General features: G+C 71.5%; 22 protein-coding genes. 3 read left to right on the plus strand and 19 right to left on the minus strand.

Going from position 1 to position 23,304, the window contains the following annotated elements; translation table 11 throughout:
* Positions 1 to 27 precede the first annotated feature (27 nt).
* The 8 genes from C8E87_RS11920 to C8E87_RS11955 all read right to left on the minus strand — a co-directional run bounded on the left by C8E87_RS11920 (position 28) and on the right by C8E87_RS11955 (position 9,495).
* The gene (locus C8E87_RS11920; protein WP_133873163.1) at positions 28 to 1,713 is read right to left on the minus strand and encodes a M16 family metallopeptidase; all 1,686 of its coding nucleotides are present in this window, start codon (positions 1,711 to 1,713) and stop codon (positions 28 to 30) included.
* Complete coding sequence (locus tag C8E87_RS11925) at positions 1,710 to 2,654, minus strand: hypothetical protein (protein ID WP_239079940.1); 945 nt, start codon at positions 2,652 to 2,654, stop codon at positions 1,710 to 1,712. Before C8E87_RS11925 ends, C8E87_RS11920 begins: the two co-directional genes overlap by 4 nt.
* A gap of 127 nt (positions 2,655 to 2,781) precedes the next feature.
* The gene (locus C8E87_RS11930; protein ID WP_133873165.1) at positions 2,782 to 3,960 is read right to left on the minus strand and encodes an ROK family transcriptional regulator; all 1,179 of its coding nucleotides are present in this window, start codon (positions 3,958 to 3,960) and stop codon (positions 2,782 to 2,784) included.
* 34 nt (positions 3,961 to 3,994) lie between these two features.
* The gene (locus C8E87_RS11935) at positions 3,995 to 5,248 is read right to left on the minus strand and encodes a sugar ABC transporter permease (protein WP_133873166.1); all 1,254 of its coding nucleotides are present in this window, start codon (positions 5,246 to 5,248) and stop codon (positions 3,995 to 3,997) included.
* Positions 5,245 to 6,060, minus strand: a complete 816-nt coding sequence (locus tag C8E87_RS11940; RefSeq protein ID WP_133873167.1) for an ATP-binding cassette domain-containing protein — start codon at positions 6,058 to 6,060, stop codon at positions 5,245 to 5,247. The genes C8E87_RS11935 and C8E87_RS11940 overlap by 4 nt, the downstream gene beginning before the upstream one ends.
* 160 nt (positions 6,061 to 6,220) lie before the next feature.
* Complete coding sequence (locus C8E87_RS11945) at positions 6,221 to 7,327, minus strand: sugar ABC transporter substrate-binding protein (protein ID WP_133876775.1); 1,107 nt, start codon at positions 7,325 to 7,327, stop codon at positions 6,221 to 6,223.
* 376 nt (positions 7,328 to 7,703) lie between these two features.
* Positions 7,704 to 8,189 (minus strand): Cys-tRNA(Pro) deacylase, encoded by a 486-nt coding sequence (gene ybaK, locus C8E87_RS11950; protein ID WP_133873168.1) that lies wholly within the window; start codon positions 8,187 to 8,189, stop codon positions 7,704 to 7,706.
* Between the two features lie 10 nt (positions 8,190 to 8,199).
* Positions 8,200 to 9,495, minus strand: a complete 1,296-nt coding sequence (locus C8E87_RS11955; RefSeq protein WP_498368238.1) for a class I SAM-dependent methyltransferase — start codon at positions 9,493 to 9,495, stop codon at positions 8,200 to 8,202.
* A gap of 234 nt (positions 9,496 to 9,729) precedes the next feature.
* Here C8E87_RS11955 and groES point away from each other — a divergent pair, with 234 nt between their 5' ends.
* The 3 genes from groES (at position 9,730) to C8E87_RS11970 (ending at position 12,148) form a co-directional block, all read left to right on the plus strand.
* Positions 9,730 to 10,038, plus strand: coding sequence for a co-chaperone GroES (gene groES, locus C8E87_RS11960; RefSeq protein WP_498368237.1), 309 nt, complete (start codon positions 9,730 to 9,732; stop codon positions 10,036 to 10,038).
* A gap of 71 nt (positions 10,039 to 10,109) precedes the next feature.
* Entirely contained in the window at positions 10,110 to 11,759 is a 1,650-nt protein-coding gene (gene groL, locus C8E87_RS11965) for a chaperonin GroEL (RefSeq protein ID WP_133873169.1), read from the plus strand.
* A 92-nt stretch (positions 11,760 to 11,851) separates the two neighbouring features.
* Entirely contained in the window at positions 11,852 to 12,148 is a 297-nt protein-coding gene (locus C8E87_RS11970; RefSeq protein ID WP_133873170.1) for a DUF1707 SHOCT-like domain-containing protein, read from the plus strand.
* Between the two features lie 6 nt (positions 12,149 to 12,154).
* Here C8E87_RS11970 and C8E87_RS11975 read toward each other — a convergent pair whose 3' ends face one another.
* The 11 genes from C8E87_RS11975 to C8E87_RS12025 are packed head-to-tail and all read right to left on the minus strand — an operon-like array spanning position 12,155 to position 23,125.
* Positions 12,155 to 13,930 (minus strand): ABC transporter ATP-binding protein, encoded by a 1,776-nt coding sequence (locus tag C8E87_RS11975; protein WP_133873171.1) that lies wholly within the window; start codon positions 13,928 to 13,930, stop codon positions 12,155 to 12,157.
* Positions 13,927 to 15,618 carry an ABC transporter ATP-binding protein gene (locus C8E87_RS11980; RefSeq protein WP_133873172.1) on the minus strand — a complete coding sequence of 564 codons (1,692 nt, stop codon included), beginning with the start codon at positions 15,616 to 15,618 and terminating at the stop codon, positions 13,927 to 13,929. Before C8E87_RS11980 ends, C8E87_RS11975 begins: the two co-directional genes overlap by 4 nt.
* 50 nt (positions 15,619 to 15,668) lie before the next feature.
* Complete coding sequence (locus tag C8E87_RS11985) at positions 15,669 to 15,923, minus strand: hypothetical protein (RefSeq protein ID WP_133873173.1); 255 nt, start codon at positions 15,921 to 15,923, stop codon at positions 15,669 to 15,671.
* 9 nt (positions 15,924 to 15,932) lie between these two features.
* Positions 15,933 to 16,985 carry a tRNA (adenosine(37)-N6)-threonylcarbamoyltransferase complex transferase subunit TsaD gene (tsaD, locus tag C8E87_RS11990; RefSeq protein WP_133873174.1) on the minus strand — a complete coding sequence of 351 codons (1,053 nt, stop codon included), beginning with the start codon at positions 16,983 to 16,985 and terminating at the stop codon, positions 15,933 to 15,935.
* Entirely contained in the window at positions 16,978 to 17,415 is a 438-nt protein-coding gene (rimI, locus tag C8E87_RS11995; RefSeq protein ID WP_133873175.1) for a ribosomal protein S18-alanine N-acetyltransferase, read from the minus strand. The genes tsaD and rimI overlap by 8 nt, the downstream gene beginning before the upstream one ends.
* Positions 17,415 to 18,320, minus strand: coding sequence for a tRNA (adenosine(37)-N6)-threonylcarbamoyltransferase complex dimerization subunit type 1 TsaB (gene tsaB / locus C8E87_RS12000; RefSeq protein ID WP_133873176.1), 906 nt, complete (start codon positions 18,318 to 18,320; stop codon positions 17,415 to 17,417). The genes rimI and tsaB overlap by 1 nt, the downstream gene beginning before the upstream one ends.
* A gap of 10 nt (positions 18,321 to 18,330) precedes the next feature.
* Positions 18,331 to 19,014: a uracil-DNA glycosylase gene (ung, locus tag C8E87_RS12005; protein WP_133873177.1), complete on the minus strand. Its 684-nt coding sequence runs from the start codon at positions 19,012 to 19,014 to the stop codon at positions 18,331 to 18,333.
* Positions 19,011 to 19,481, minus strand: a complete 471-nt coding sequence (gene tsaE, locus C8E87_RS12010; RefSeq protein WP_133873178.1) for a tRNA (adenosine(37)-N6)-threonylcarbamoyltransferase complex ATPase subunit type 1 TsaE — start codon at positions 19,479 to 19,481, stop codon at positions 19,011 to 19,013. Before tsaE ends, ung begins: the two co-directional genes overlap by 4 nt.
* Complete coding sequence (locus C8E87_RS12015) at positions 19,478 to 20,545, minus strand: alpha/beta fold hydrolase (protein ID WP_133873179.1); 1,068 nt, start codon at positions 20,543 to 20,545, stop codon at positions 19,478 to 19,480. The genes tsaE and C8E87_RS12015 overlap by 4 nt, the downstream gene beginning before the upstream one ends.
* Entirely contained in the window at positions 20,542 to 21,660 is a 1,119-nt protein-coding gene (gene alr, locus C8E87_RS12020; protein WP_133873180.1) for an alanine racemase, read from the minus strand. The genes C8E87_RS12015 and alr overlap by 4 nt, the downstream gene beginning before the upstream one ends.
* Positions 21,661 to 21,670: 10 nt before the next feature.
* Positions 21,671 to 23,125 (minus strand): NAD(P)H-hydrate dehydratase, encoded by a 1,455-nt coding sequence (locus C8E87_RS12025; protein ID WP_133873181.1) that lies wholly within the window; start codon positions 23,123 to 23,125, stop codon positions 21,671 to 21,673.
* Positions 23,126 to 23,304: the final 179 nt, after the last annotated feature.

Raw genomic sequence — 23,304 nt, forward strand, 5'->3', positions numbered from 1 at the left:
CCCTGACGTGAGGAAATCGAAAGAACTTCAGCGGATCCGGGCGACGTTGCGGTAGACGGTGATGCCGCCGTACACGGCGAGCGCGGCGAGGGTCACCACGGTGCCGACGGTAACGGCGAGGTCGGCGCCGCCTTCGGTCGGCGCCATCGCCAGCAGCACCGCGATACCCACCGCGACAAGCGTCAACGGAACCTGGAAGATCAGCTTGAGGTAGGTCCATGACCGCTCGCCACTCGCGGCCGCCTGAACCGTGGCCACCCCCGCGGGCTCCGGCTGAGGAATCCGTTCGGAGTCGCGGGCCGGCTGCTCGACCCGGACGGCGTCAGGAATCAGCGGTTCGAGCCGGCGCCGGGCGGCGGGGCCGTCGGTCAGCAGGGTGGGTTCGAACGAGACCCCGATGCCGTCGTTCCCGATGAACCGGCGGCCGCCGTCGGGCCAGGCCAGCACGATGGCGCAATCGGCCCAGCGCACGGTCGCGCGACCGTGCTCCGAGACGTGGCTGATCCCCTCGGCGCCGATGATCAACCGCTCGGCCCGGTTGTCCTGCGTCCCGTACTCGACGCCCTCGGCCACGCTGCCGGACTCGGTCGGGGCCTCTGCCGCACCGGTCCAATCGCCCCGCACCCGCGGCGTCATGAGCAGGCCCGTTCCACACGCCTCGGCGGCGGTCGCGGCCACCTCGGCCGCGGCGACCTCGCGCAGTTCGGTGAGCATGTCCTCGGCCTCGCGCACCGGGCGGCCCGACAACAGCCCCAGGGCCTGACCCGGCAGGCGTCCGCCGTGCTCCTCGGCGTGCGTGATCGCCTCGGCCTGCTTCTTGATCACGCTGGCCACGTCGGCCTCGTCGACCCGGCCCACCCGCAGCGCGTTCAGCACGTCGACGAAGCCGCCGAGCACCGCGCCGTGCTTCCCGGACGCCGCGTCGGCGACCGCGGTGACCAACGCCTGATCGGCGCCGACGAGGTCGTAGCCTGCGTGCACGGTGTAGGAGAGCCCGCCTTCCTGCCGCAGTTCGCGGAACATGGCCCGCTCGAGCACCCCGGCGAAGACCGACGTACGCGCGGCCCGGGGCACCAGGGCGTCCCAGACGAGCGACCCGTGCCCGCCCGCGAACCAGGCCGGGGTGACCGGCAACGTCGAGGTCAGCTCGGGCGACGGCCGGCGGACGCCGCTGGGCAGGTCGAGCCGCAGCCCGGCCGGCACGTCGTCGCCGACCACCCAGAGCACGGCGTTCTCGCGGGTGAAGAACCGGGCCACCCAGGCGCGCAGGTCGTCCTCCGTGATCGCGGGCAGCCCCCACTCGGGATAGCTGGGGGTGCCGTAACCGGTCGCGCCGTGCCGCCACATCGGCATCTGATCGGCCGGCCGGCGGTTGCGCCCGTTCTCCTCCGCGCGCAACAGGTCCTTCTCGATGCCGAGCCGGTGCAGGGGCAGGTCGCGCAGCGAGGCGCAGACCCCCGTGAGGAAGTCGGCGATCTCGTCGCCCGAGCCCTGCATGTGGAAGTACGTGTGCTCGACCCCGGTCGCGCCGTTGTAGTGGTAGTCGGCGCCGCCGGTGGAATGCAGCGCGAGATGCTCCACCAGGTGGGTGATGCCGCGCCGGTACAGCGGCTCGTCGGCGAACCCGACCCGGAAGGCCAGCCCCGCGTGCGCCGGGCCGCTGGTCGGCGAGAGCAGCGCCGGGACCCCGTCCACCTCGAACTGCTTGATCATTGCGCTCCTCCCCCGAGCATGCGGCGACGGTGCCGCTCGAAGTGCTCGGCCGGGTCGCCGGGCAGGTAGTGCCACGGGTGTTCGGCGGCGAAGTCGCCCAGCAGGGTGAAGAGCCGGGCCGCGTGGCGGCGGTCGCCGGTGAGGCTGAAGACGAAGGCGAACGCGCTGACCGCCACCACCCAGCCGTGGACGCGGCCGAAATCGGGGTGCAGCACCGAACGCTCGGCGGCCTCCCGCAGCTCCTGGCGCACCGCGGGACTGTTGAGGTAGGCGGTATCGGAACCCTGGGGCAGATCGAACCAGTGCTCGATGTGCGCCTCGGCCACCAGCGAGCCCTGCACGGAACCGGGTGGGGCGGCCAGCATCGCCTCCCGGGCGAACGGGTGCAGCAGCTCCCAGCTGCCGCTCCACTTGGGGCAGAGCGACTGCAGCAGCTGCCACTGAGCGGGCAGATGGTGCGGGTCGAGCGCGGCAACCTTGTCGTAACGGCGGCGCACCTCGGCCAGCCCCAGCTCGAGTCCACGGGCCGTCATCAGGCGGGCCGTCCAGAGAGCGGGGTCACGCGGGCTGCGGGCCACCGCGTCGATCAGCACCGCCTCGGCCCGGCACAGCCACTCCCGGAAACTCGCGAACTGTTTGCTGCTGACGTGCTCGGCCCGATGTCCCGTACGGATCTCCCAGCCGATGTCGATGAGCCGGTACGCGAGGGCGGCTGCAGCGGCCGAATCGGCTGGGTCACGGTCGACCACCTCACGCAGGAAGTCCTCGCACCCGTCCAGCTCGCCGGCGAACCGCAACGCGTACGTCCGCCCGGCCGGCGGCAGGCCGTCGACCACCTGACGCGCACCGCCCCAGTCCCGTGCGGCCACCCGTTCCCGCGCCGCCGCGTACGGGGGATAGGCGGTCGTCTCGTTGAACGTCACCGACGCCTGCGCATTCACGGCAGGCAGCATAGATGATGTTGATCATTGGCGAAGCCCCATGCCGCCGTCGGTGGCCGGGGCCGTTCCGCAGCGGCGGAACGACCCCGTGTGCACATGAGGGCGGGCGGAACCCCGTACGGCGAAATCAGGTGATCAAAGGGTCTTCGAGGAGGCGCTCGAAGGCGAGCTCGGCCGCCCCGATCAGGGCCGCGTTGTTGCCCAGCTCCGGGGTGCGCAGGCGGATGTGCTCGCGGCAGGCCGGCAGGGCGATCGCGTTCAGGCGGCTGCGAATCTGCGCCGCGGCCACCAGGTACACGTCGCGCAGGGTGCCGCCGAAGATCACCGCCTCCGGGTTGAAGATGTTGACCAGGTTGCCGACGCCGAAGCCGATCCACTCGCCGACCTGGCGCACGGCGAACTGGGCCTGGCTGTCGCCGCGCATGGCCGCGTCGACGACCTCCAGCACCGCCTCGCGACCGCTCCGCTCGGCCCGCCCGGCGTGCTTGAGCAGCGCGTACTCGCCGATCTCGGTCTCCCAGCAGCCGCGCGAGCCGCAACTGCACTCCCGGCCGTACGGGTTGACGACCATGTGCCCGACCTCGCCGCCGTACCCGCCGTGCCCGGCGACGCGCCGGCCGTCGGCGATGATGCCGGCGCCCACCCCGACGTCGCCGTACAGGTAGATGACGTTGTCGCAGCCGGCGGCGGCGCCCCGGCTGTGTTCGACCAGGGCCGACACGTCGGCGTGGTTGCCCAGGGTGAGTTCGCCGAGTTCACCGAGCTCGCCGCGGAGGGCCGCACCGACCGGTTCCTCGACCCAGCCGATGGTGGGGGCCAGGCGCACCACGCCGTCGGTGCGGCGCACCAGGCCCGCGACGGCCACGCCGGTGCCGACGCAGCGCGTGTCCTCGGGCACGTCCGCACGCATCTCGCGGACGAACTTCGCCAGCGGCTGCACCGCGTCGAGCACCTGCATGCCGCGCGGCCTCGAGGTCTCCCGGCGGTCCAGGATCCGCCCGCCCAGCCCGACGCGGGCCGCCCGCAGACGGTCCACCTCGATGCTGAGCGCGTACGCGTACACGCGGGACGACTCGGGCCGGACAACCAGTGACGGTCGCCCGGCCCGGCCGGTTTCGCGTGGTGCCGCTTCGGTGACCAGTCCAGCGGTGGTCAGGTCGGCGGTCAGGGCCCCGATGGTGCTTCGGTTCAGGCCGAGCCGGCTGGCGAGTTCCGCCCGGGAGGTGGCGCCGTGCACGTGCACGTAACGCAGCAGTGTCCCGAGGTTGTGCCGGCGGACCTCCTCCTGGCTGGGGCCGGCCCGCATCAGCGTGCCGTCCCCGGAACCAGGTGGATGTCGTTCATCGGTTGCCGGTTGCGGCCGCTCTACGCCGGGCCAGGGCGTCGACGCTAGCGGCGATCAGCAGGATGACGCCGGTGAAGATGAACTTCTGACCGGAGCTGAAGCCGAGCAGACCCATGCCGTTGTCGATGACAGCGATCACCGCGCCACCGACGACGGCGTTGATGACCTTGCCCTTGCCGCCGAAGAGGCTGGTGCCGCCGATGACGGCCGCGCCCACCGAGTACAGCAGCACGTTGCTGCCACCGGTGTTCGGGTCGACCGAGCTGGCCCGGCTGACGGCCATGAGACCGCCGATCGAGGCCATGAACGAGCCGATCACGAAGACCGAGATGCGGATCCGGTCGACCGGGATGCCGGCGCGGCGGGCCGCCTCGGTGTTGCCGCCGACCGCGTAGATGTGCCGGCCGTAGCTGGTGCGGCCGAGCACGAACGTCCACAGCACCAGGAAGAACCCGATGATCGGGACGACGATCGGCACACCCTTGAGCGAGTTGATCGCCGGGTTGATCGCGCGCTCCTGGGTCAGGATCGCCGTCGCCACGATCAGCAGCACGGCCAGGCCGCCGATGCGCATCAGCACGATGCCCATCGGGTCGGTGACCAGGCCGCGCGCGGCCCGGCTGCGGACGCGGCTGAACTGCGCGGCCGCGTAGCCGAGGATCGCGACGATCGTCAGGATCCAGCTCCACGACACCGAAAGGTTGTCGTTGTTGAGCGAGTTGAAGAACTCGTTGCGCGTCGAGATGTTCGTGCCGCCGCCGAGCAGCACCAGCAGGACGCCCTGGAAACCGAGGAACGCGGCCAGCGTGACGACGAACGACGGGATGCCGATCTTCGCCACCAGGAAGCCCAGCCCGAAGCCGATCACGATGCCCGTGAGCAGGGCCACCGGGATGGCGGTGTACCAGTCCCAGCCGTGGTTGGTCAGCAGGATGGCGACGACGGCGCCGCACACGCCCGAGGTGTAACCCGCGGACAGGTCGATCTCGCCCAGCAGCAGGACGAAGACCAGGCCCATCGCGATGAAGATGTAGATGGCGCCCTGGTTGAACAGGTTCGCGAAGTTGAGCCCGCTGAAGAACGTGTCCCGGGCGACGCCGAAGATCAGGCTCAGCACGACGAGGCCGAGGATGGCCGGCAGGCCACCGAGGTCACCGCCGCGGACCCGGCCCCAGTAGTCGTTGATGTAGCTGGTGACGGTCGGCTTGACGACCTTGACGCCGCCGGCCGTAGTGGTCGTGGTGGTCACTTGTCGCCTCCCGGCGTGATGTCGACGACGTCCCCGCCGAAGTCAGCCGGCTTCTCGGGAGGCAGGCCGATGTTGCCGCTGCGGCCGCCGGTGATGAGCTCGACCACCTGGGAGTGGGTCACGTCGGTGGTCTTGACCTGGGCCGCCATCCGGCCGAGGTAGAGCGCCGCGATGCGGTCGGAGACCGCGAACACGTCGTTCATGTTGTGCGAGATGAGCACGACGCCGAGACCGTTGTCGGCCAGGCGGCGGACGAGCTCGAGGACCTGGGCGGTCTGGGCCACACCGAGGGCGGCGGTCGGCTCGTCGAGGATGACCACCTTCGAGTTCCACAGCACGGCCTTGGCGATCGCCACGGTCTGTCGCTGCCCACCGGAAAGGCTGGCGACAAGCTGCCGCAGCGACTTCAAGGTGCGCACCGAGAGGCTGGCGAGGGCGTCGCCGGCCATCTGTTCCATGGTCGGCTCGTCAAGCACGATGCCGCGCTTCTTCTCGCGGCCGAGGAACATGTTCTGGACGACGTCCAGGTTGTCGCAGAGCGCGAGGTCCTGGTAGACGACCTCGATGCCCAGGGCGGAGGCATCGCTGGGGGCGTGGATCGCGACCTGGTTACCTTCGAAGGTCACCGTGCCGGAGTCGATCTGGTAGATGCCACTGATGCACTTGACCATCGTCGACTTGCCGGCGCCGTTGTCGCCCACGAGGGCGGTGACTTCACCGGGATAAACGCTCAAGCTGACGTCGTGCAGGACCTGAACGGGGCCGAAGGCCTTGTTGATCCCGTTCAGCTCCAAGAGGGGTGTCGCGGCCACGGTGGTTCTCCTTCGCTAAGTGACCGGGTTGCCGCCCGCGGCACGGCCGTGGGCGGCGGATTGGGGGGAAACCCAACTCCGGCGCCGCCCCCGTCCCCGTACGGGGAGGTGGGCGACGCCGTCGTCAGTTCGGGTCCAGCCCGTGATCAGTTGAGGATTCTCAGCTGATTCCCGCCTCCGTGCAGAACTTGGCGAAGTCGGCGGTGCAGACCGCGTCCTTGGTCACGAAGCCGTCGGCGATGACGTCCTTGACGGTCTCCTTGGTGATCGACTGCGGGTCGAGCAGCACCGAGGGGACGTCGGCGCCCGACTCCGGGTCCTTGGTGGTGCCGGTGGCCGTGGTCGGCTTCTGCTTCTTGGCCAGGGCAACCGCGAGCTCGGCGGCCGCGTCCGCCTCCTTCTTGATCGCCTTGTAGACCGTCATGCACTGGTCGCCGGCGAGGATGTTCTGCAGGCCCTGAACGGTGGCGTCCTGGCCGGTCACCGGGACCTGGCCGTTCAGCTTGTTCTTCTTCAGCACGGTGATGGCCGCGTTGCCGAGGCCGTCGTTCGCCGCGAGAACGCCCTTGATGTTCTTGTTCGACGTCAGCATCTGCTCGAAGATCGTGGCGGCCTGCGCGTTGTCCCAGTCCGGAACGTCCTGGTTCGGGCCCTTCTGGAAGGTGCCGTCGGCGTACTTGGGGTCAAGCACGCCGTCGTAACCCTCGGCGAACAGGGTGGCGTTGTTGTCGGTCGGCGAGCCGTTGAGCTCGGCCACGACCGGCTTGACGTACTTCTTGTCCTCGAGGCACTTGACCAGGCCCTCGCCCTGCAGCTTGCCGACCTTCACGTTGTCGAAGGACACGTAGTAGTCGGCGCCGCCGCTCAGGGTCAGACGGTCGTAGTCGATCGTCGCGATACCGGCCTTCTTGGCCTTCTCGAGGACGGCCTTACCGGTGCCGGAGTCGAGGTTGACGATCATGAGGACCGCGACGCCGCTCGAGATCATGCCGTCGGCGATGGTCTGGAACTGCGTCTTGTCGCCCTGCGCGTTCTGAATCTCGACCGGAACGCCGGCCGCGTCGAACGCCGCCTTCAGGAACTTCGGGTCGTCGGTGCCCCAGCGCTGCGAGCTCTTGGTGTCGGGCAGGATGATGCCGACCTTGCCGGCGGCGGTGCTGCCGCCGCCCGAGCTGCCGGAGTCGCTGCCACTGTCGTCGCCACAGGCGGCGATGCTGCCGGTCGCCAGGAGGCTGACCGCGGCAAGGGCGAACATTCCCTTACGCATTCCTAGTAGTCCTTTCGGGTAAATCCGGGCCTTCATCGGATTCGATGGTGTGCGCTGCGGGAGTGTCGCTCCCCGAGACGCCGAATGATCAAAGTGATCAGGAGCTAGTTTGTTGTGCCCGGCAACGTATTCCTGTTGCGGCCGGATACACAAGCCGTGCCGCCAGCCGATCTCGTAACCCGGCATAACAATCCGGCAACACGGCAGTGATAGAAGGCGTACGGCCCTGGCAACGGCCCACCAAGCGCTCTCCATCGATCGCTGACATGACTCACGATGTGACGCTAAGTCAGGTCGCTGCCCGAATCGCCCCGTTCTAGAGATAAAGATCCCCCACGCGCGTAACGTTGTCGTAACGGCTCGCGATCGCCGGGGCTTATGTCCGGATTGTCGCCGTAACCGCTTCCGTGAGGCGGATGAGATCACCCGGCGCCAAGGCCACCTGAAAACCACGGCGTCCGGCCGAGACGTACATCCGGTCGAGATCGAGCGCCGAGTCGTCGACCACCGTGGGCAGTTTCCGGCGCTGCCCGAGCGGACTGATCCCCCCGCGTACGTAGCCACTGCTGCGCTCGGCGGCGGCGCGATCGGCCAGGTTTGCCCGTTTGCCCCCGGCGGCGTGCGCGAGCGCCTTGAGATCCAGGTCGCCGGTCACCGGCACGACGCCCACCACGAGGCCGCCGTCGACCTCGGCGATCAGCGTCTTGAAGACCCGCTCGGCCCCGACCCCGAGAGCCTCGGCCACGAGCGCGCCGTAGTTCGGCGAGTCGGGCGAGACCTCGTACGGGTGCAGGGTGTGCTCGACCCTCTGTGCGGTGAGCAGCGCGGTGGCCGGGGTGCCGGCCGCGGCCTTCTTAGCCATGGCGCGCAGGCTACCGGCACAGGAGCACAGTCGGCGCGCCCATTACCCGGGTCAGCACCATCGAGGCCGATTCCGGGCCGGAGAGGCGCAGATCGCGACGCAGTTGCTCCGGTTCCAGGGCCGAGCCGCGCTTACGGATCTCCAGCCGTCCCACGCCACGCTCCCGCAGCAGCGCGCGCACCCGCTTCAGCGAGAAGCCCAGCACATCCGTGACCTCCAACCTCCGCCCGTACGGGGTCACGTGCGGCTCGTCGGTGTAGACGTACGCGATGTCGGGGTCGGCCAGGCGGCCGTTCACGATCTCGGCGAACTCGGCCACCAGGTGCGACCGCACCACGGCCGGATCGGGGTCGTAGAGATACGCCCCGACGGGCCCGACGGGCGCCTTGCGTGTCCCGCTGCCGGTCAGCTCGGCTCCCCCGCCCGCGTCTTCCCGCTCCGCACCCTCCCCCCGTACGCCGTACCCGCTCTTTTCGTCCGTACCCTCCCCGGGCGCGCTGTTCCGCTCACCGCTCTTTTCGCCCGCGCCCCGACCCGGCTCGCCCTTCGCGGGCAGCAGCGTCGCGCGGCGGGGGGCCTCGGCCAGCGGGCCGCACCAGAACGCGGCCTCGACCAGATCGCCCCCGACGCTCACCCACTCCCCCTCGGCTCCGGGCGGCAGCAGCTCGTGGTCGATCCCCGGAGCCAGCTTGAGCACCGTCCGCGGCACCCGCTCGGGCAGCCCGGCGACGAAGTCCCACGGCGGCGAATAGGACCGGGGGTCGAACACCCGGCCACGACCGGCCCGGCGGCGGGCCGGATCCGCGAAGACCGCGTCGTACCCCTCCACCGCGACCGTGGTGGCGTCGGCACACTCGACCTTGATCATCTGGTCGAGCCCCAGGGCGGCCACGTTGGCCGCAGCGGTCTCGGCGGTGACCGGGTCGGCATCGACCGCGTACACCTCGATCCCGGCGCGGGCGGCGGCGATCGCGTCGGAACCGAGCCCGCAGCCGAGATCGGCCAGGGTCCGCACCCCGGCCGCGGCCAGCCGGGCCGCCCGCCGCCGCGACACGACCGACCGGGTCGCCTGCTCCAGACCCGCCCGGGTGAAGAACATCAACTCCGCGTCCGGGCCGAATTTCGCGGCCGCCCTGCGGCGCAGATCGACCTGCGTCAGCGCCGCGGCGGCCAGGGCGGGCGGCACCCCGCGCGAGCGCAGCGCCGAGGCGGCGGCGAGCGGGTCCCCGGCGGCGATCTCGCTCGCCATGGCCAGGGCGTTCACCCCTTCGGGCGTACGCAACGAGGTGGTCGGCTCGGCAGTCACCCGGGCATTGTCCACGGCCCGACTTCACCTAGCACTCTGGTTGACGGAGTGCTAGTTCCGGCCTAATCTCCGATTAGCACTCTCAACATGAGGGTGCCAGCCGCGAGCCCATCCGGGCCCGCGGCTTGGCACCAGGCGGACCGGCACCCGCGACGACGGCCCCGCCCGGTGGCATGAGGCATCAGCCCGGCCAGATTCTCTGGTCGGCAAACCTGTACCCAGGAGGGTATGCCCGTGACTACCGCGACCAAGGTTGCGATCAAGCCGCTCGAGGACCGCATCGTGGTCCAGGCGAACGAGGCTGAGACGACCACGGCGTCGGGCATCGTGATCCCCGACACCGCCAAGGAGAAGCCGCAGGAGGGCACCGTCCTCGCTGTCGGCCCCGGCCGCATCGACGACAAGGGCAACCGCATCCCGGTTGACGTCCAGGTCGGCGAGACGGTTCTTTACTCGAAGTACGGCGGCACCGAGGTCAAGTACGCCGGCGAGGAGTACCTGGTGCTCTCCGCCCGCGACGTCCTCGCGGTCATCGAGAAGTGACCTACTGACAGTGCTGACCGCCCTGGCTCGTTGTTGACGGGCCAGGGCGTTGGTGCGTGAAGGGACCACATATGGCGAAGATTCTCAGCTTCTCTGACGACGCCCGCCACCTGCTCGAGCACGGCGTCAACTCGCTCGCCGACACGGTCAAGGTCACCCTCGGCCCGCGTGGCCGCAACGTCGTCCTGGACAAGAAGTTCGGCGCGCCCACGATCACCAACGACGGCGTCACCATCGCCAAGGAGATCGAGCTCACCGACCCGTACGAGAACCTCGGCGCGCAACTGGTCAAGGAGGTGGCGACCAAGACCAACGACGTCGCCGGCGACGGGACCACGACCGCAACGGTGCTCGCCCAGGCGCTCGTGCGCGAGGGTTTGCGCAACGTGACCGCGGGCGCCAACCCGATCGGCCTCAAGCGCGGCATGGACCAGGCCGCCGAGACCGTGTCGAAGGCGCTGCTGGCCAAGGCGGTTGAGGTCGCCGACCACAAGGCGATCGCGAACGTGGCCACCATCTCGGCCCAGGACGCCACGATCGGCGAGCTGATCGCCGAGGCGATGGACCGGGTCGGCCGTGACGGTGTCATCACCGTCGAGGAGGGCTCGGCCATGGCGACCGAGCTCGACGTCACCGAGGGTCTGCAGTTCGACAAGGGCTTCATCTCGCCGAACTTCGTGACCGACGCCGAGTCGCAGGAGGCCGTCCTGGAGGACGCGCACATCCTGATCACGACGCAGAAGATCTCCAGCATCGAGGAAATGCTCCCGCTGCTGGAAAAGGTTCTGCAGGACGGCAAGCCGCTGCTGATCATCGCGGAGGACGTCGAGGGCCAGGCCCTGTCCACGCTGGTGGTCAACTCGCTGCGCAAGACGCTGAAGGTCGCCGCCGTCAAGGCGCCCGGCTTCGGCGACCGGCGCAAGGCGATGCTGCAGGACCTGGCGATCGCCACCGGTGGCGAGCTGATCGCCCCCGAGCTCGGTTACAAGCTCGACCAGGTCACCCTCGACATGCTGGGCACCGCCCGGCGGATCGTGGTCGACAAGGAGAACACCACCATCGTCGACGGTGGCGGCAAGTCCTCCGAGATCACCGACCGGGTCGCGCAGATCCGCAAGGAGATCGAGGCCTCCGACTCCGACTGGGACCGCGAGAAGCTGCAGGAGCGGCTGGCCAAGCTGTCCGGCGGCATCGCGGTGATCAAGGTCGGAGCCGCGACCGAGGTCGAGATGAAGGAGCGCAAGCACCGCATCGAGGACGCCATCGCGGCGACCAAGGCGGCGGTCGAGGAAGGCACCGTCCCCGGCGGCGGTGCCGCCCTGGCCCAGGTGGCCACGGAGCTCGACGGCAACCTCGGCCTGACCGGCGAGGAGGCGATCGGCGTCACCATCGTCCGCAAGGCGCTGGTGGAGCCGCTGCGCTGGATCGCGCAGAACGCCGGCCACGACGGCTACGTCGTGGTGGGCAAGGTCGCCGAGCTGGGTTGGGGCCACGGCCTCAACGCGGCCACCGACGAGTACGTCGACCTGGCCGCGGCCGGCATCATCGACCCGGTCAAGGTGACCCGCAACGCGGTCTCCAACGCCGTCTCGATCGCCGGCCTGCTCCTGACCACGGAAAGCCTCGTGGTCGACAAGCCGGCCGAGCCTGAGCCCGCCGCCGCGGGCGGCCACGGCCACAGCCACGGCGGCCACGGCCACCAGCACGGCCCCGGCTTCTGATCCACGGCAGCACCGAAAGGCGCGTCCCCCGGGGGCGCGCCTTTTCGCATTCGTCCGTTCCGGGGGTCGCGTGGCGGCGGTAGAGTGCGGCCGTGGAAATCCGGGCTTCCGACGAAGATCGCGAGCGCACGGTCGCCGACCTCGAACGGCACGCGGGCGCGGGACGCCTCACGCTCGACGAGTTCGCCGAGCGCGCCAAGCTGGCCCACGGCGCGCGCACCCTCGACGAGTTGGCCGCCGTCGTCCACGACCTGCCCGCCGACGCTCAGCCGGCCGGATCAGTCGCCGCCCAGCCCGAGGAGCCCAGCCGCGACCTGCTCATCCTCTTCGCCGTCGCCGCCGCCACCCTCGTGCTGCTCGGCTTCTTCATCGCCCTGATCCGCTCCTGACCCACGTCAGCGGGCCGCGGCCGGCTCGCCCGGGTCGGGGATGCGTTCGCCGTGCCAGGAGCGCCACAGGGCCGCGTACGGGCCGTTGGCCGCGACCAGCTCGTCGTGCGAGCCCAGCTCGGTGATCCGGCCGTCCTCGACCACGGCCACCCGGTCGGCGTCGTGGGCCGAGAACAGCCGGTGCGCGATCGCCACCACCGTACGGCCGTGCAGCACAGCAGCCAGCGACCGTTCGAGGTCGCGCGCCGCCCGCGGGTCGAGCAGCGACGTCGCCTCGTCGAGCACCAGCGTGTGCGGGTCGGCCAGCACCAGCCGGGCCAGCGCCAGCTGCTGGGCCTGCGCCGCCGTCAGCGGATGGCCACCCGCCCCGACCACGGTCTCCAGCCCCTCGGGCAGCGCCCGGACCCACTCCAGCGCGTGCACCGCCGCCAGCGCCGCCCGTACGTCCACCTCCGCCGCGCCCGGCCGCACCATGGCGATGTTGTCGCGGACCGAGCCGATGAAGACGTGATGTTCCTGGGTCACCAGCGCCACCTCGGTGCGCAGCCGGTCGAGCGGCAGGTCGTGCAGCGGCACTCCGCCCACCGTGATCGTGCCGCCGGTCGGCTCGTGCACCCCGGCCAGCAACCGGCCCAGCGTCGACTTGCCCGCGCCCGACGGCCCGACGACTGCCAGCCGCTCCCCCGGCTCCAGGGTCAGGTTGAGGCCGTGCAGCACCTCACGGCCGGGCACGTAGGAGAAGCGCACATCACGCACCTCGATACGGGAACCGTCGGGCTCGGCCGCCGCCACGGCCGGCGGCTCCTCATCGGTCGCCACCCCCAGCAGCCGGGCCAGCGAAGCCGCGCCGACCTGCACCTCGTCGAGCCAGCCGAGCAGCCGGTCGAGCGGGTCGATCAGCAACTGCACGTAGATGACCGCCGCGGTGAGCTGCCCCAGCGACACCGTGCCGCGCAGATAGAGCCAGCCGCCCACCAGCAGCGTCGCGACCACGGGCAGCACATAGCTCACCTCGATGACCGGGAACCACACCGTACGGAGGAAGAGGGTGTATTTCTCGGCGATCCAGGAGTGGCGCAGGTCGGCGTCGGACCGTTCGATCCGTTGCTGCCGGCGGCGTAGCGCGTCCACCGTCCGCGCACCCTCGACCGTCTCTGCCAGGCCGTCGGTCACTGTGGAATAGGCCGCGTTCTCACGCAGATATCCCGCCGGAGCTCGGCGCAGATACCACCGGGTGCCGACCACGATGATCGGCACGGCGACGAACAACGGCAGCGCCAGCAGCGGTCCGGTGAGGACAAGAGCGCCGATCACCAGTGCCACCGTGATCAGGGCGATCACCGTCTCGGGCACCGCGAGGCGGACACAACGGGACAGGGCGTCGACGTCCCGGGTGGTACGGGTCAGCAGGTCTCCGGACCCCGCGCGTTCCACCGTGGACAGCGGCAGCGCGAGCACCCGATCGACGAACTCCTCCCGGAGACTCGCCAGCACCCGTTCGCCGAACCGCGCCGACGCCAGGTATGCGAACCGGATGAGAATCGCCTGCAGCACCACAAACCCGGCGATGGCCGCGGCCAGCCGGTCGATGACGCCGACGCCCTCGCCGTGCCGGATCGCCTCGACCAGATCACCCAGCAACCGGGGTCCGACGAGACCGGCCACGGCGGCGAGCACATGCAGCCCGAGCGTCAGGCCGAGGGCTCGCGGATAGCGGCGCATCAGGTCACGGGCGTACCGCCGGACCTGCGCGCTGTCGGCGACCGGCAGCAGACTGCTCACGCGTCCTCCTCTCGCAACACCGTGCGGGCGTAGCGCGGCTCGTCGTCGAGCAGGGCACGATGGGTGCCGGACGCCACCGCCCGGCCCTGGTCGACGAAGATCACCCAGTCGACGCGGTCGAGCACGAGGGGGCTGGAGGTGCAGATCACCGTCGTGCGGCCGGCCCGGGTGGCCGCCAGCCGGTCGGCTATGCGGGCCTCGGTGTGGGCGTCGACCGCGCTCGTCGGCTCGACCAGGATCAGCGTCTCGGGGTCGGCCACCAGCGCCCGCGCCAGCCGCAACCGCTGCTGCTGGCCGCCGGAGAAGGTGCGGCCACGCTCGGCGACCTCGCTGTCGAGGCCGTCGGGCAGCGCCTCGACGATGTCGGTGGCGGCCGCCGTGTGCAGCGCCTCGGCCAGCCGGCCGTCGCCGCCCGGGTCGAGGTCGGCGCGCAGGGGACCGGTGAACAGGCGGGCGTCGTTGTCGGCGACCAGGATCCGCTCGCGGACGGTGGCCAGCTCGAACTCGCCGAGCGGCACCCCGTCGATCATCGCGCCGTCGGCGTACCGGCCGAGCCGGTCGGCGATCGCGGTGGCCTCGGCGGGCACGGTGGCGACGATCGCCGTTGTCCCGCCGGGAAGGATCGTCACGCCCGACGTCGGGTCGGTCAGCGGGCCGCGGAACCGGGCGGGGTTGACGGGGGAGGCGGGATCGGGCAGGTCTGTCCGCGAGCGCAGCATCGACACCACCCGGCGGGCCGAGACGTGGCCGCGGGTCAGCTTGTCGATCGCCTCGGTGAGCTGCCGCAACGGCATGACCAGGAAGGCCGCGTACGCGTAGAAGGAGACCAGCTGCCCCACGGTGATCTGCCCGTCGAGCGCGAACCGGGCGCCCAGCCACGTGACCAGCACGAGGAAGCTGCCCGGCAGCAGCACCTGGGCCGCCTCGAGCAGCGACTCGACCCGAGCCGTCCGCACCCCGGCCTCCCGCAGCCGTTGCGAGTCCTCCCGATAGCGCTCGCCCATGACCGCCTCGCCGCCGATGCCCCGCAGCACCCGCAGGCCACCCACCAGATCGGCCGCGCGCCCGGTGAGCAGGCCCTGCTGCTCGCGGGAGGCCTGCTGACGGCGGTGCAGCGGGCGGATGAGCAGCCCGACGATCGCCATCAGCAGCGGCACGCCGAGCACCACGACCAGGCCGAGCTGCACCGACGTGGTGAGCAGGATGATCGACACGGCGACGACGGCGATCAGCGAGCCGGTGCCCCGGGCGGTGATGTCGATCGCGGCGCCGATCTGGCGGATGTCGGACGTTCCGATCGCCACCACCTCGCCGGTGTCGAGCCGCCGCGACAGCGCCGAGCCGAGCCGGCCCACCTGGCGCACGGTGACCTGGATGGTGGTGAACATGCCGCCCAGAAAGTTGACTACCGCGAACCGATGCCGGCTGACGCCGAAGACCGCCTGGCCGACGCCGGCCGCGAGCAGCGCCAGGCTCCACGTCAGCAACCCCGCACGGTCACCCCGGGTGGCGGCGTCGATCGCCTTGCCGACGATGGCGGGGACGAACGCCTGGCAGAGCATCCACAGCACGGCGAGCACGATCGCCGCATACACCGGACGCCAGGCGCGGCGGATCAGCCAGCGGAGATATCGGACGGGTGAACGGTCGTCGGGGGTGCCGGGATCGGCATCGGGCAGCTTCTTCATCGCAGGCCCGACGTTACGGCCGGGGTACGACGTTCGCGACGCGATTTTGCCTAGCGGTCGACCGGTGTGAAGTCCCACACGTGCGCGGCTCGGGCGATCAGGTGGGGCGGCGGCGCGGGCAGGCTTTCCGGGCTGTGCCGCCACTTGGTGATGACCACGATGCGGTTGTCGGTGGACGAGTAGACGTCGCTCGACACGTGCTGCGGCAGCACCTCGACCCGCGGCACGGCCACGTCGCACACCCACGACAGCAACTCGTCGAAGCCGCTGAGCGAGGCGCGTATCTCCCACATCCGCGCGATCATGATGGCTTCCTACCCCGTCACGCTGACCGCGGTCAATGGCATCACCGAGTCTGCCGGCAGATCGAGACGACTCGGCGCCACCCCGGCCGCCACCAGCCGCGAGCCGAGCGCCGCCACCATCGCGCCGTTGTCGGTGCACAGCGCGGGGCGGGGCACCCGCACCTCGATGCCGTGCTTGGCCGCGCGCTCCTCGGCCAGCGCCCGCAGGCGCGAGTTCGCCGCCACGCCACCGCCGATCACCAGGGTTCGGACGCCGTTCACCCGGCAGGCCTCGATCGCCTTGGCGGTGAGCACATCGCAGACCGCTTCCTGGAACGAGGCCGAGACGTCGGCGATCGGCACCGGCTCGCCGGCGCGCTCGCGGGCCTCGACCCAGCGGGCGACGGCGGTCTTGAGCCCCGAGAACGAGAAGTCGAACCGGTGGGCGGCCAGGTCTTTCGGGGCGGTGAGCCCGCGCGGGAACCCGATCGACGCCGGGTCGCCTTCCTTGGCCGTACGGTCGATGACCGGTCCCCCGGGGAAGCCGAGCCCCAGCAGGCGCGCCACCTTGTCGAACGCCTCTCCGGCGGCGTCGTCGATGGTGGCCCCGAGCGGCGTGACCCCGTTGGTGAGGTCGTCGACCAGCAGCAGCGAGGAGTGGCCGCCCGAGACCAGCATGGCGACCGCCGGCTCGGGCAGCGGGCCGTGCTCGAGCGTGTCGACCGCCACGTGCGCCGCCAGGTGGTTGACGCCGTAGATCGGCTTGTCGGCGGCCAGGGCGTACCCCTTGGCCGCGGCGACCCCGACGAGCAGCGCCCCGGCCAGACCGGGCCCGCTGGTCACCGCGATCGCGTCGATGTCGGCCAGGGTGACCTTGGCCTCGTCGAGCGCGCGCTGCATGGTCGGCACGAGCGCTTCGAGATGGGCGCGGCTGGCCACCTCGGGCACGACACCGCCGAACCGGGCATGCTGATCCACGCTGGACGCCAGCGCGTCGGCCAGCAAGGTGTGCCCCCGGACGATGCCGACGCCGGTCTCGTCACAGGAGGTCTCGATCCCGAGGACCAGGGGCTCGTCAGCCATTGCGCATCATCACCAGGGCATCCGTGTTGCTCGGTTGGTAGTAGCCGCGCCGGATGCCGACGGGCTCGAAATCGTACCCGGCGTACAGGCGCTGGGCGGGCTCGTTGTCGACCGCCACCTCGAGCAGAGTCTGCTTGATGCCGAGCCGGTGAGCCTCGTCGAGCAGCGCTTCGAGCAGCTTGCGCCCGGTGCCGCGGCGCTGCCCGGACCGGCGTACGGCGATGTTCTGCACCCATGCCTCGTCGAGGGTGGCCGCCAGCCCGCCGTAACCGAGCACCTCGTCGTGGTCGTCCAGCGCCACCACGTAGAAGTTGCGCTGCGCGAGCTCGTTCCAGAACATGGCGGCCGTCCATTTCTCGTCGCCGAACAGATCCGCCTCCATCGGGACCACCTCGGCGATGTGCCACCAGCGGAAACGCTCGACCCGCATCAGGTCAGCACCGGTTTGCGACCGGCCGGCTCGACGGCGTCCGGCCGGCGCAGGTAAAGCGGGGTCAAGATCTCGGACGGGGCGCCCGCACGGACACGGTCGGCGGCGAGCGCGACCAGGGCGGCGCCGGGCGGATAGAGCAGGTGCTCCTCGACAGGCACGCCGAACACGTCGCCGTACTTGAGGGCGCCCTCGCCCGCGACCCGGTCGACCAGGCCCTGCACACCGGCGCCAGGAGTTTCGGGCTGCCGGCCGGTCAGGTCGACGCCGTCGTCGCGGGCGGTGGCCTGCCCGATGAGGTCGGCCGCCTCTGCTCGGGCCAGCGCCGAGGCGACCCGCGCGGCGTCCACGCCGGCCAACGAGATCGCGGCCTCCAGGGTCTCGGACTCGGCGAGGGCGGCGGCGTCGGTGGCGGCGCTGTTGCGGGCGCGGCTGCGGGCCGGGGTGCCGGCGCGGACGATCGCGGCGGCCACGTCACCCGGCCGGGCGACGTCAGGCCCCAGCACGCGTACGCCGTCGGAGTACGTCGCGAAGTAGACCTCGCGCCGCCGGGCGTCGGTCGCGATCAGCACCCGGCCCGGACCGGCCGCCCGCCCCAGACCGTCGAGCGAGCAGACCCCGTACGTCGCAATGCCGAGCGCCTGGCCCATGCTCGCCGCCGTGACCAGGCCGACCCGCAGGCCGGTGAACGGGCCCGGCCCGAGCCCGGCGACGATCGCCCCCAGGTCACGCGGACGCACCCCCGCGTCGGCGAGGGTGGCCTCGATCTCGGGGGCCAGCTTCTCGCCGTGCGCGCGGGGGTCGACCGTACGCCGTTCGGCGATGCCGCGCAGGCCGTCGGCGGTCACCTCCACCAGCGCGGCGGTCGACGCGGGCGTTGCGGTGTCCAGAGCCAGTACGAGCACGTTGCAGACCCTAACCCGCGGCGCGCGGATCCCAGTCGACGACCGGGCGACCGCCGTCGGCCAGGGCCTTGTTGGTCGCGCTGAACGGACGTGCGCCGCGGAAACCCTCACGGTTGAGCGGGCTGGGGTGCCCGGCCTCGAGCACCACGTGGGCCGGGTTGGTGATCAGAGCCGCCTTCTTGCGCGCGTAACCGCCCCAGAGCAGGAACACCACGCGCTCGTCGCGAGCGTTCAGCGCCCGGATCGTGGCGTCGGTGAACGCCTCCCAGCCCTTGCCCGCGTGGGACGCGGCCGCTCCCGCACGCACGGTCAGGACCGCGTTGAGCAGCAGGACGCCCTGTTTCGCCCAGCCGGTGAGGTCGCCCGCCGCGGGCGGGACGACCCCGACGTCCTCGGCCAGCTCCTTGAACACGTTGCGCAGCGACGGCGGGATGCGTACCCCCTCACGCACGCTGAAGCTGAGCCCGTGCGCCTGGCCGGGACCGTGATACGGGTCCTGCCCCAGGATCAGCACCCGGGTCTGCTCGGGAAGGCACAGCCGGTACGCCGTGAAGAGGTCCTCGATCGGCGGATAGATCGTGTGCGCCGCGTACTCGGAGGCGACGAACTCGCCCAGCGCGGCTGTGGCCTTCTCGTCGAGAAAACCAGCCAGCTCGGCCTGCCATGCGGCCGGCAGCAACTCCGCCAGGTTCAAGGTCGCTCCTCCATGTCGGTAAGGTCCGCGATGCGTGCGGCCCAGTCTCCGCCGTACGGGATCAGCTCGGCGACCCGGGTGTCGTCGTCGAGCCGGTCGAGCCGCACCAGCAGGTATTCGTCGTTCAGCTGCTCGACCAGGCCGGCGCCCCACTCGACGACGGTCACCGCGTCCTCGGCGGAGGCGTCCAGGTCGAGGTCGTCGATCTCGGCGCGCGGGTCGGGGCTGTCCCCCAGCCGGTACGCGTCCGCGTGCACCAGCGGAATCCGTCCCCGATGGACCCGCGCGATCACGAACGTCGGCGACGTGATCGAGTCCGTCACGCCGAGCCCAGCCCCGATGCCCTGCACCAGCGCTGTCTTGCCGGCGCCGAGCGGCCCGGTCAGCAGCACCAGGTCACCCGGGCGCAGGATCGAGGCGAGCCGTCGGCCGAACGCGCGGGTGTCGTCCACGGTGGGCAGCTTCACGAGATCTTCTCCAGGAACGGCATCAGGGCGGCGTTGACCTCGTCGGCCTTCTCCAGCATCACGACGTGCCCGCTGTTGGCGACCTTGACGAGCTCGGCGTCGGGCAGGTACCGCAGGATCTCCTCGGAGTGGGTCACCGGGGTCAGGTAGTCGCGGGTGCCGACGATCACCAGCACGGGCGTGCCGCGCAGGGCCGACAGGGCCGGGAAACGGTTGTGGGTGTAGAGCGTGCGCAGGTATTTCGTCAACGTCTCGACCGACGTCCGGGAGTTCATGTTCTCCACGAACGTGACCAACGACGGACTGGGCTTGGGCTCACCGAAGCCGTACCGGCGGGTGAGCAGCCAGGCCAGGTCGGACGAGACCACGCGGGCCCGGTCGATCCGGCTGCCGCCCAGGTGGGCCGCCTTGCCCCAGAGCGGGAAGAAGGGCGCGCTGGCCCGCGCCACCAGCGAGGGGATGCCGAGCTTGGTCTTGTCGATCAGGCCGGCCGAGGTGGACATGAGGACCACGCCGGTGACGCGTTCGCCGAACCACTCCGGGTACTCCTCGGCGAACGCCATGATCGTCATGCCGCCCATCGAGTGACCGACCAGGAGGATGTGGCCGTCGGGCACGGCGGCGTCGAGCACCGCGGCCAGCGACTTCCCGAGCGCCGCGATGTCGTAGTCGCCGGACTGCAGCCGGCTCGAGCGACCGTGGCCGGGCTGGTCGTAGAAGACCAGACGGTGGTCGCCACGCTCTGTCAGGGCCTGGCGCTGGAAATAGAAGGTCCCCATGTCGAGCGCGAAGCCGTGCACGAAGACGATCGTGGGCCTGGGTTCCTCCGGCTCGGACCGGGGCTCGACGATCTCGACGTGCAGCTCGGTGCCGTCGGCCGCCGTGACCGTCATCTCGTGGTCGAACGGCTGGTCGCCGAACGGCTCGTCCGCGTACGGGTCGCCGGGCGCGCTGATCGATCGCCGCACCAGCACCCGCTCGACGGCGAACGCGGTGGCCAGCCCCGCGGCGACCACACCGACGGCCGCGCCGGCGATCCCGACCTGTTTGGCCCGCTTGCTCACGCAGCACCCCCCTGATAGACGCGGGGCACCCGGGAACTGCCGAAACGGGTCACGATCTCGTAGTTGATCGTGCCGATGACCGCGGCCCAGTCGTCGGCAGTGGGGCCGCCGTCGTCGCCCGCCCCGAACAGCGTGGCCACGTCACCGGCGACGACCGGGTCATCGCCGACGTCGAGGACGATCTGGTCCATGCAGACCCGCCCGGCCACCGTACGGCGTTTGCCGCCGAGCTGGACCGGGCCTGCGTTGGACGCCGCGCGGGGCACCCCGTCCGCGTAGCCCAGCGGCACCAGCGCCAGGGTCGTGTCGCGCTCGGTGAAGTAGGTGTGGCCGTAGGACACGCCCTGACCGGCCGGCACCCGCTTGGTCAACGCGACCCGCGCCCGCGCCGTCATGGCCGGCCGCAACCCGTACGACTCGCCGGCCACCGGGGACAGCCCGTAGACCGCGATGCCGGGGCGTACGAGGTCGTAATGCGCGTCGGGGCGGGTCAGCGTCGCCGCCGAGTTCGCGATGTGCCGGTAACGCGGGGTGATACCGGCGCGCTCGGCCGTCGCCAGCCCCTCGGCGAAGAGGGCCAGCTGGTGGTCGATGGTCTCGTGACCGGGCTCGTCGGCGTAGACGAAGTGGCTCCAGACGCCGACCACGTCGATGTCGCCGTCGGCCTGCGCCTTGGCCGCCGCCTCGAGCAGCGCCGGCCACTCCGCCGGGGTGGCGCCGCCACGGGACAGACCGGTGTCGAGCTTCAGGTGGACCCGAGCCGTCCGCTCGGCCCGCCGGGCGGCCGTGACCAGCTCGCCGAGCAGCTGCACGCTGCCAGCGTTGAGGTCGATGCCGGCCGCCACACCCTCGTGCAACGGCATTCCGGGCGAGTGCAGCCAGGCCAGCACGGGCACCTCGAACCCGGCCCGGCGCAGCGCCAGGCCCTCGCCGAGCGTCGCCACGCCCAGCCACGTCGCCCCGCCCGCCAGCGCGGCCCGGGCCGAGGGCAGCATGCCGTGCCCGTAGCCGTCGCCCTTGACGACGGCCATGACCTCGGCGGTCGTCCTGGCGCGCAGCAACGCGACGTTGTCCCGGATAGCGTCCAGATCGACCCGGACCTCGGCCTGCCACATGATTCCCAGCCTACTGACCGGTCAGGTCACGAACGGTGGGGCGCAGAGCGGCGGCTATGTCGGGGGCGGTCACCGGGCCGTCCTCGGCGGCTCGGCGGCCGGCCAGGCCATGCGCGTACGCCGCCGCGACCGCCGCCCGCTCGGCCGGCACACCCGAGGCCAGCAGCGACCCCAGCAGCCCGGCCAGCACGTCGCCGCTGCCCGCCGTGGCCAGCGCGGACGTGCCCGTCGGATTGGCCCAGACCTCGCCGCCCGGGGTGGCCACGATGGTCCGGTCGCCCTTGAGCAGCACCACCGCGTTCATCCACGAGGCGAGTTTGAGCGCCGCGCCGGCACGGTCGTGACCGGGCGCCTCCCCGGCCAGGCGCTTGAACTCGCCGTCGTGCGGCGTGACCACCATCGGAGCGTCACGGCGCAGGTCCTCCGCGTGCTTGCCGTCGATCAGCAGGGTCAGCGCGTCGGCGTCGAGCACGACCGGCAGCGCGGTGGCGAGCACGCTGCGCAGCGTCGTGCGGGCCTGATCGTCGGTGCCCAGTCCGGAACCGCACACCCAGGCCTGCACCCGCCCGGCAACGGCCACGCGGGGCGAGGCGACCACCGACGGGTGCGCACGCACGACCTCCTCATGGGCGCTGCCCGCATAGCGGACCATGCCGGTGGGGCCGGCCAGGGCGCCGCTCACACCGAGCAGGGCGGCCCCCGGATAGGTCGCCGAGCCGGTGGCGATGCCGACCACGCCCCGGGTGTACTTGTCGGAGGCCGGCCCTGGATGCGGCCACCAGGAGGCGACGTCGGCCGCGTCGGGCACGGAGACGGCCGGGCCGGCACGCAGCACCGGGCCCAGCCCGATGTCGACCAGCTCGATCTGACCGCAGCGCACCGCGGCGGGGCCGAGCACGTGGGCCGGCTTGAGGCAGCCGAACGTCACCGTGACATCGGCCGTGACGGCCGCGCCGGGCACGTCACCGGTGTCGACGGCCACGCCGCTCGGCACGTCGACCGCCACCACGACGGCCCGCGCCCCGGATCGCCCGCGCAGCTCGCCCAGCCTCTCGGCCACGGCCGCCGCGGGCTTGCGCAGGCCGCCGCTGGCCCCGATGCCGACGATGCCGTCGAGCACGAGGTCGGCCCGCTCGGGCAGCTCGGCGACGGTGAAGCCGCCCGCCGCGCGCAGCGCCCGCAACCCGGCCAGGTGAACGCGGTCGGGCCGCATGAGCAGGGCACGCACCTGGGCGCCGCGCCGGGCCAGCGCGGCCCCGGCGTAGAGCGTGTCGCCACCGTTGTCACCGCTGCCCACCAGCAGAACGACACGCGCGCCGTAGACACCGCCCGCGTCCTGCAGCAACAGCGCGCAGCGCCTCGCCAGCCCGGCCGCGGCCCGCTGCATCAGCGTGCCCTCGGGCAGAGCCGCCATCAGCGTCTGCTCGGCCGCGCGCACATCCGCAACCCGCCATGCCTGCCGCATCGGTCCTCCAGCCATCTCGGTGTTGCCGACGGTTCTAGCGCACCCCTGCGACATTTTCCCGCCGCGCCACCCGGATGCCGCTTCCCCACAACGCCGCCGGCACACCGTTGTCAGCCGGCGCCGCCCACGTCCCGGCGTGCCGGCGCCGCCCACGTCCCGGCGTGCCGGCGCCGCCCACG

This window comes from Paractinoplanes brasiliensis (assembly GCF_004362215.1).
GTDB lineage: Bacteria > Actinomycetota > Actinomycetes > Mycobacteriales > Micromonosporaceae > Actinoplanes > Actinoplanes brasiliensis.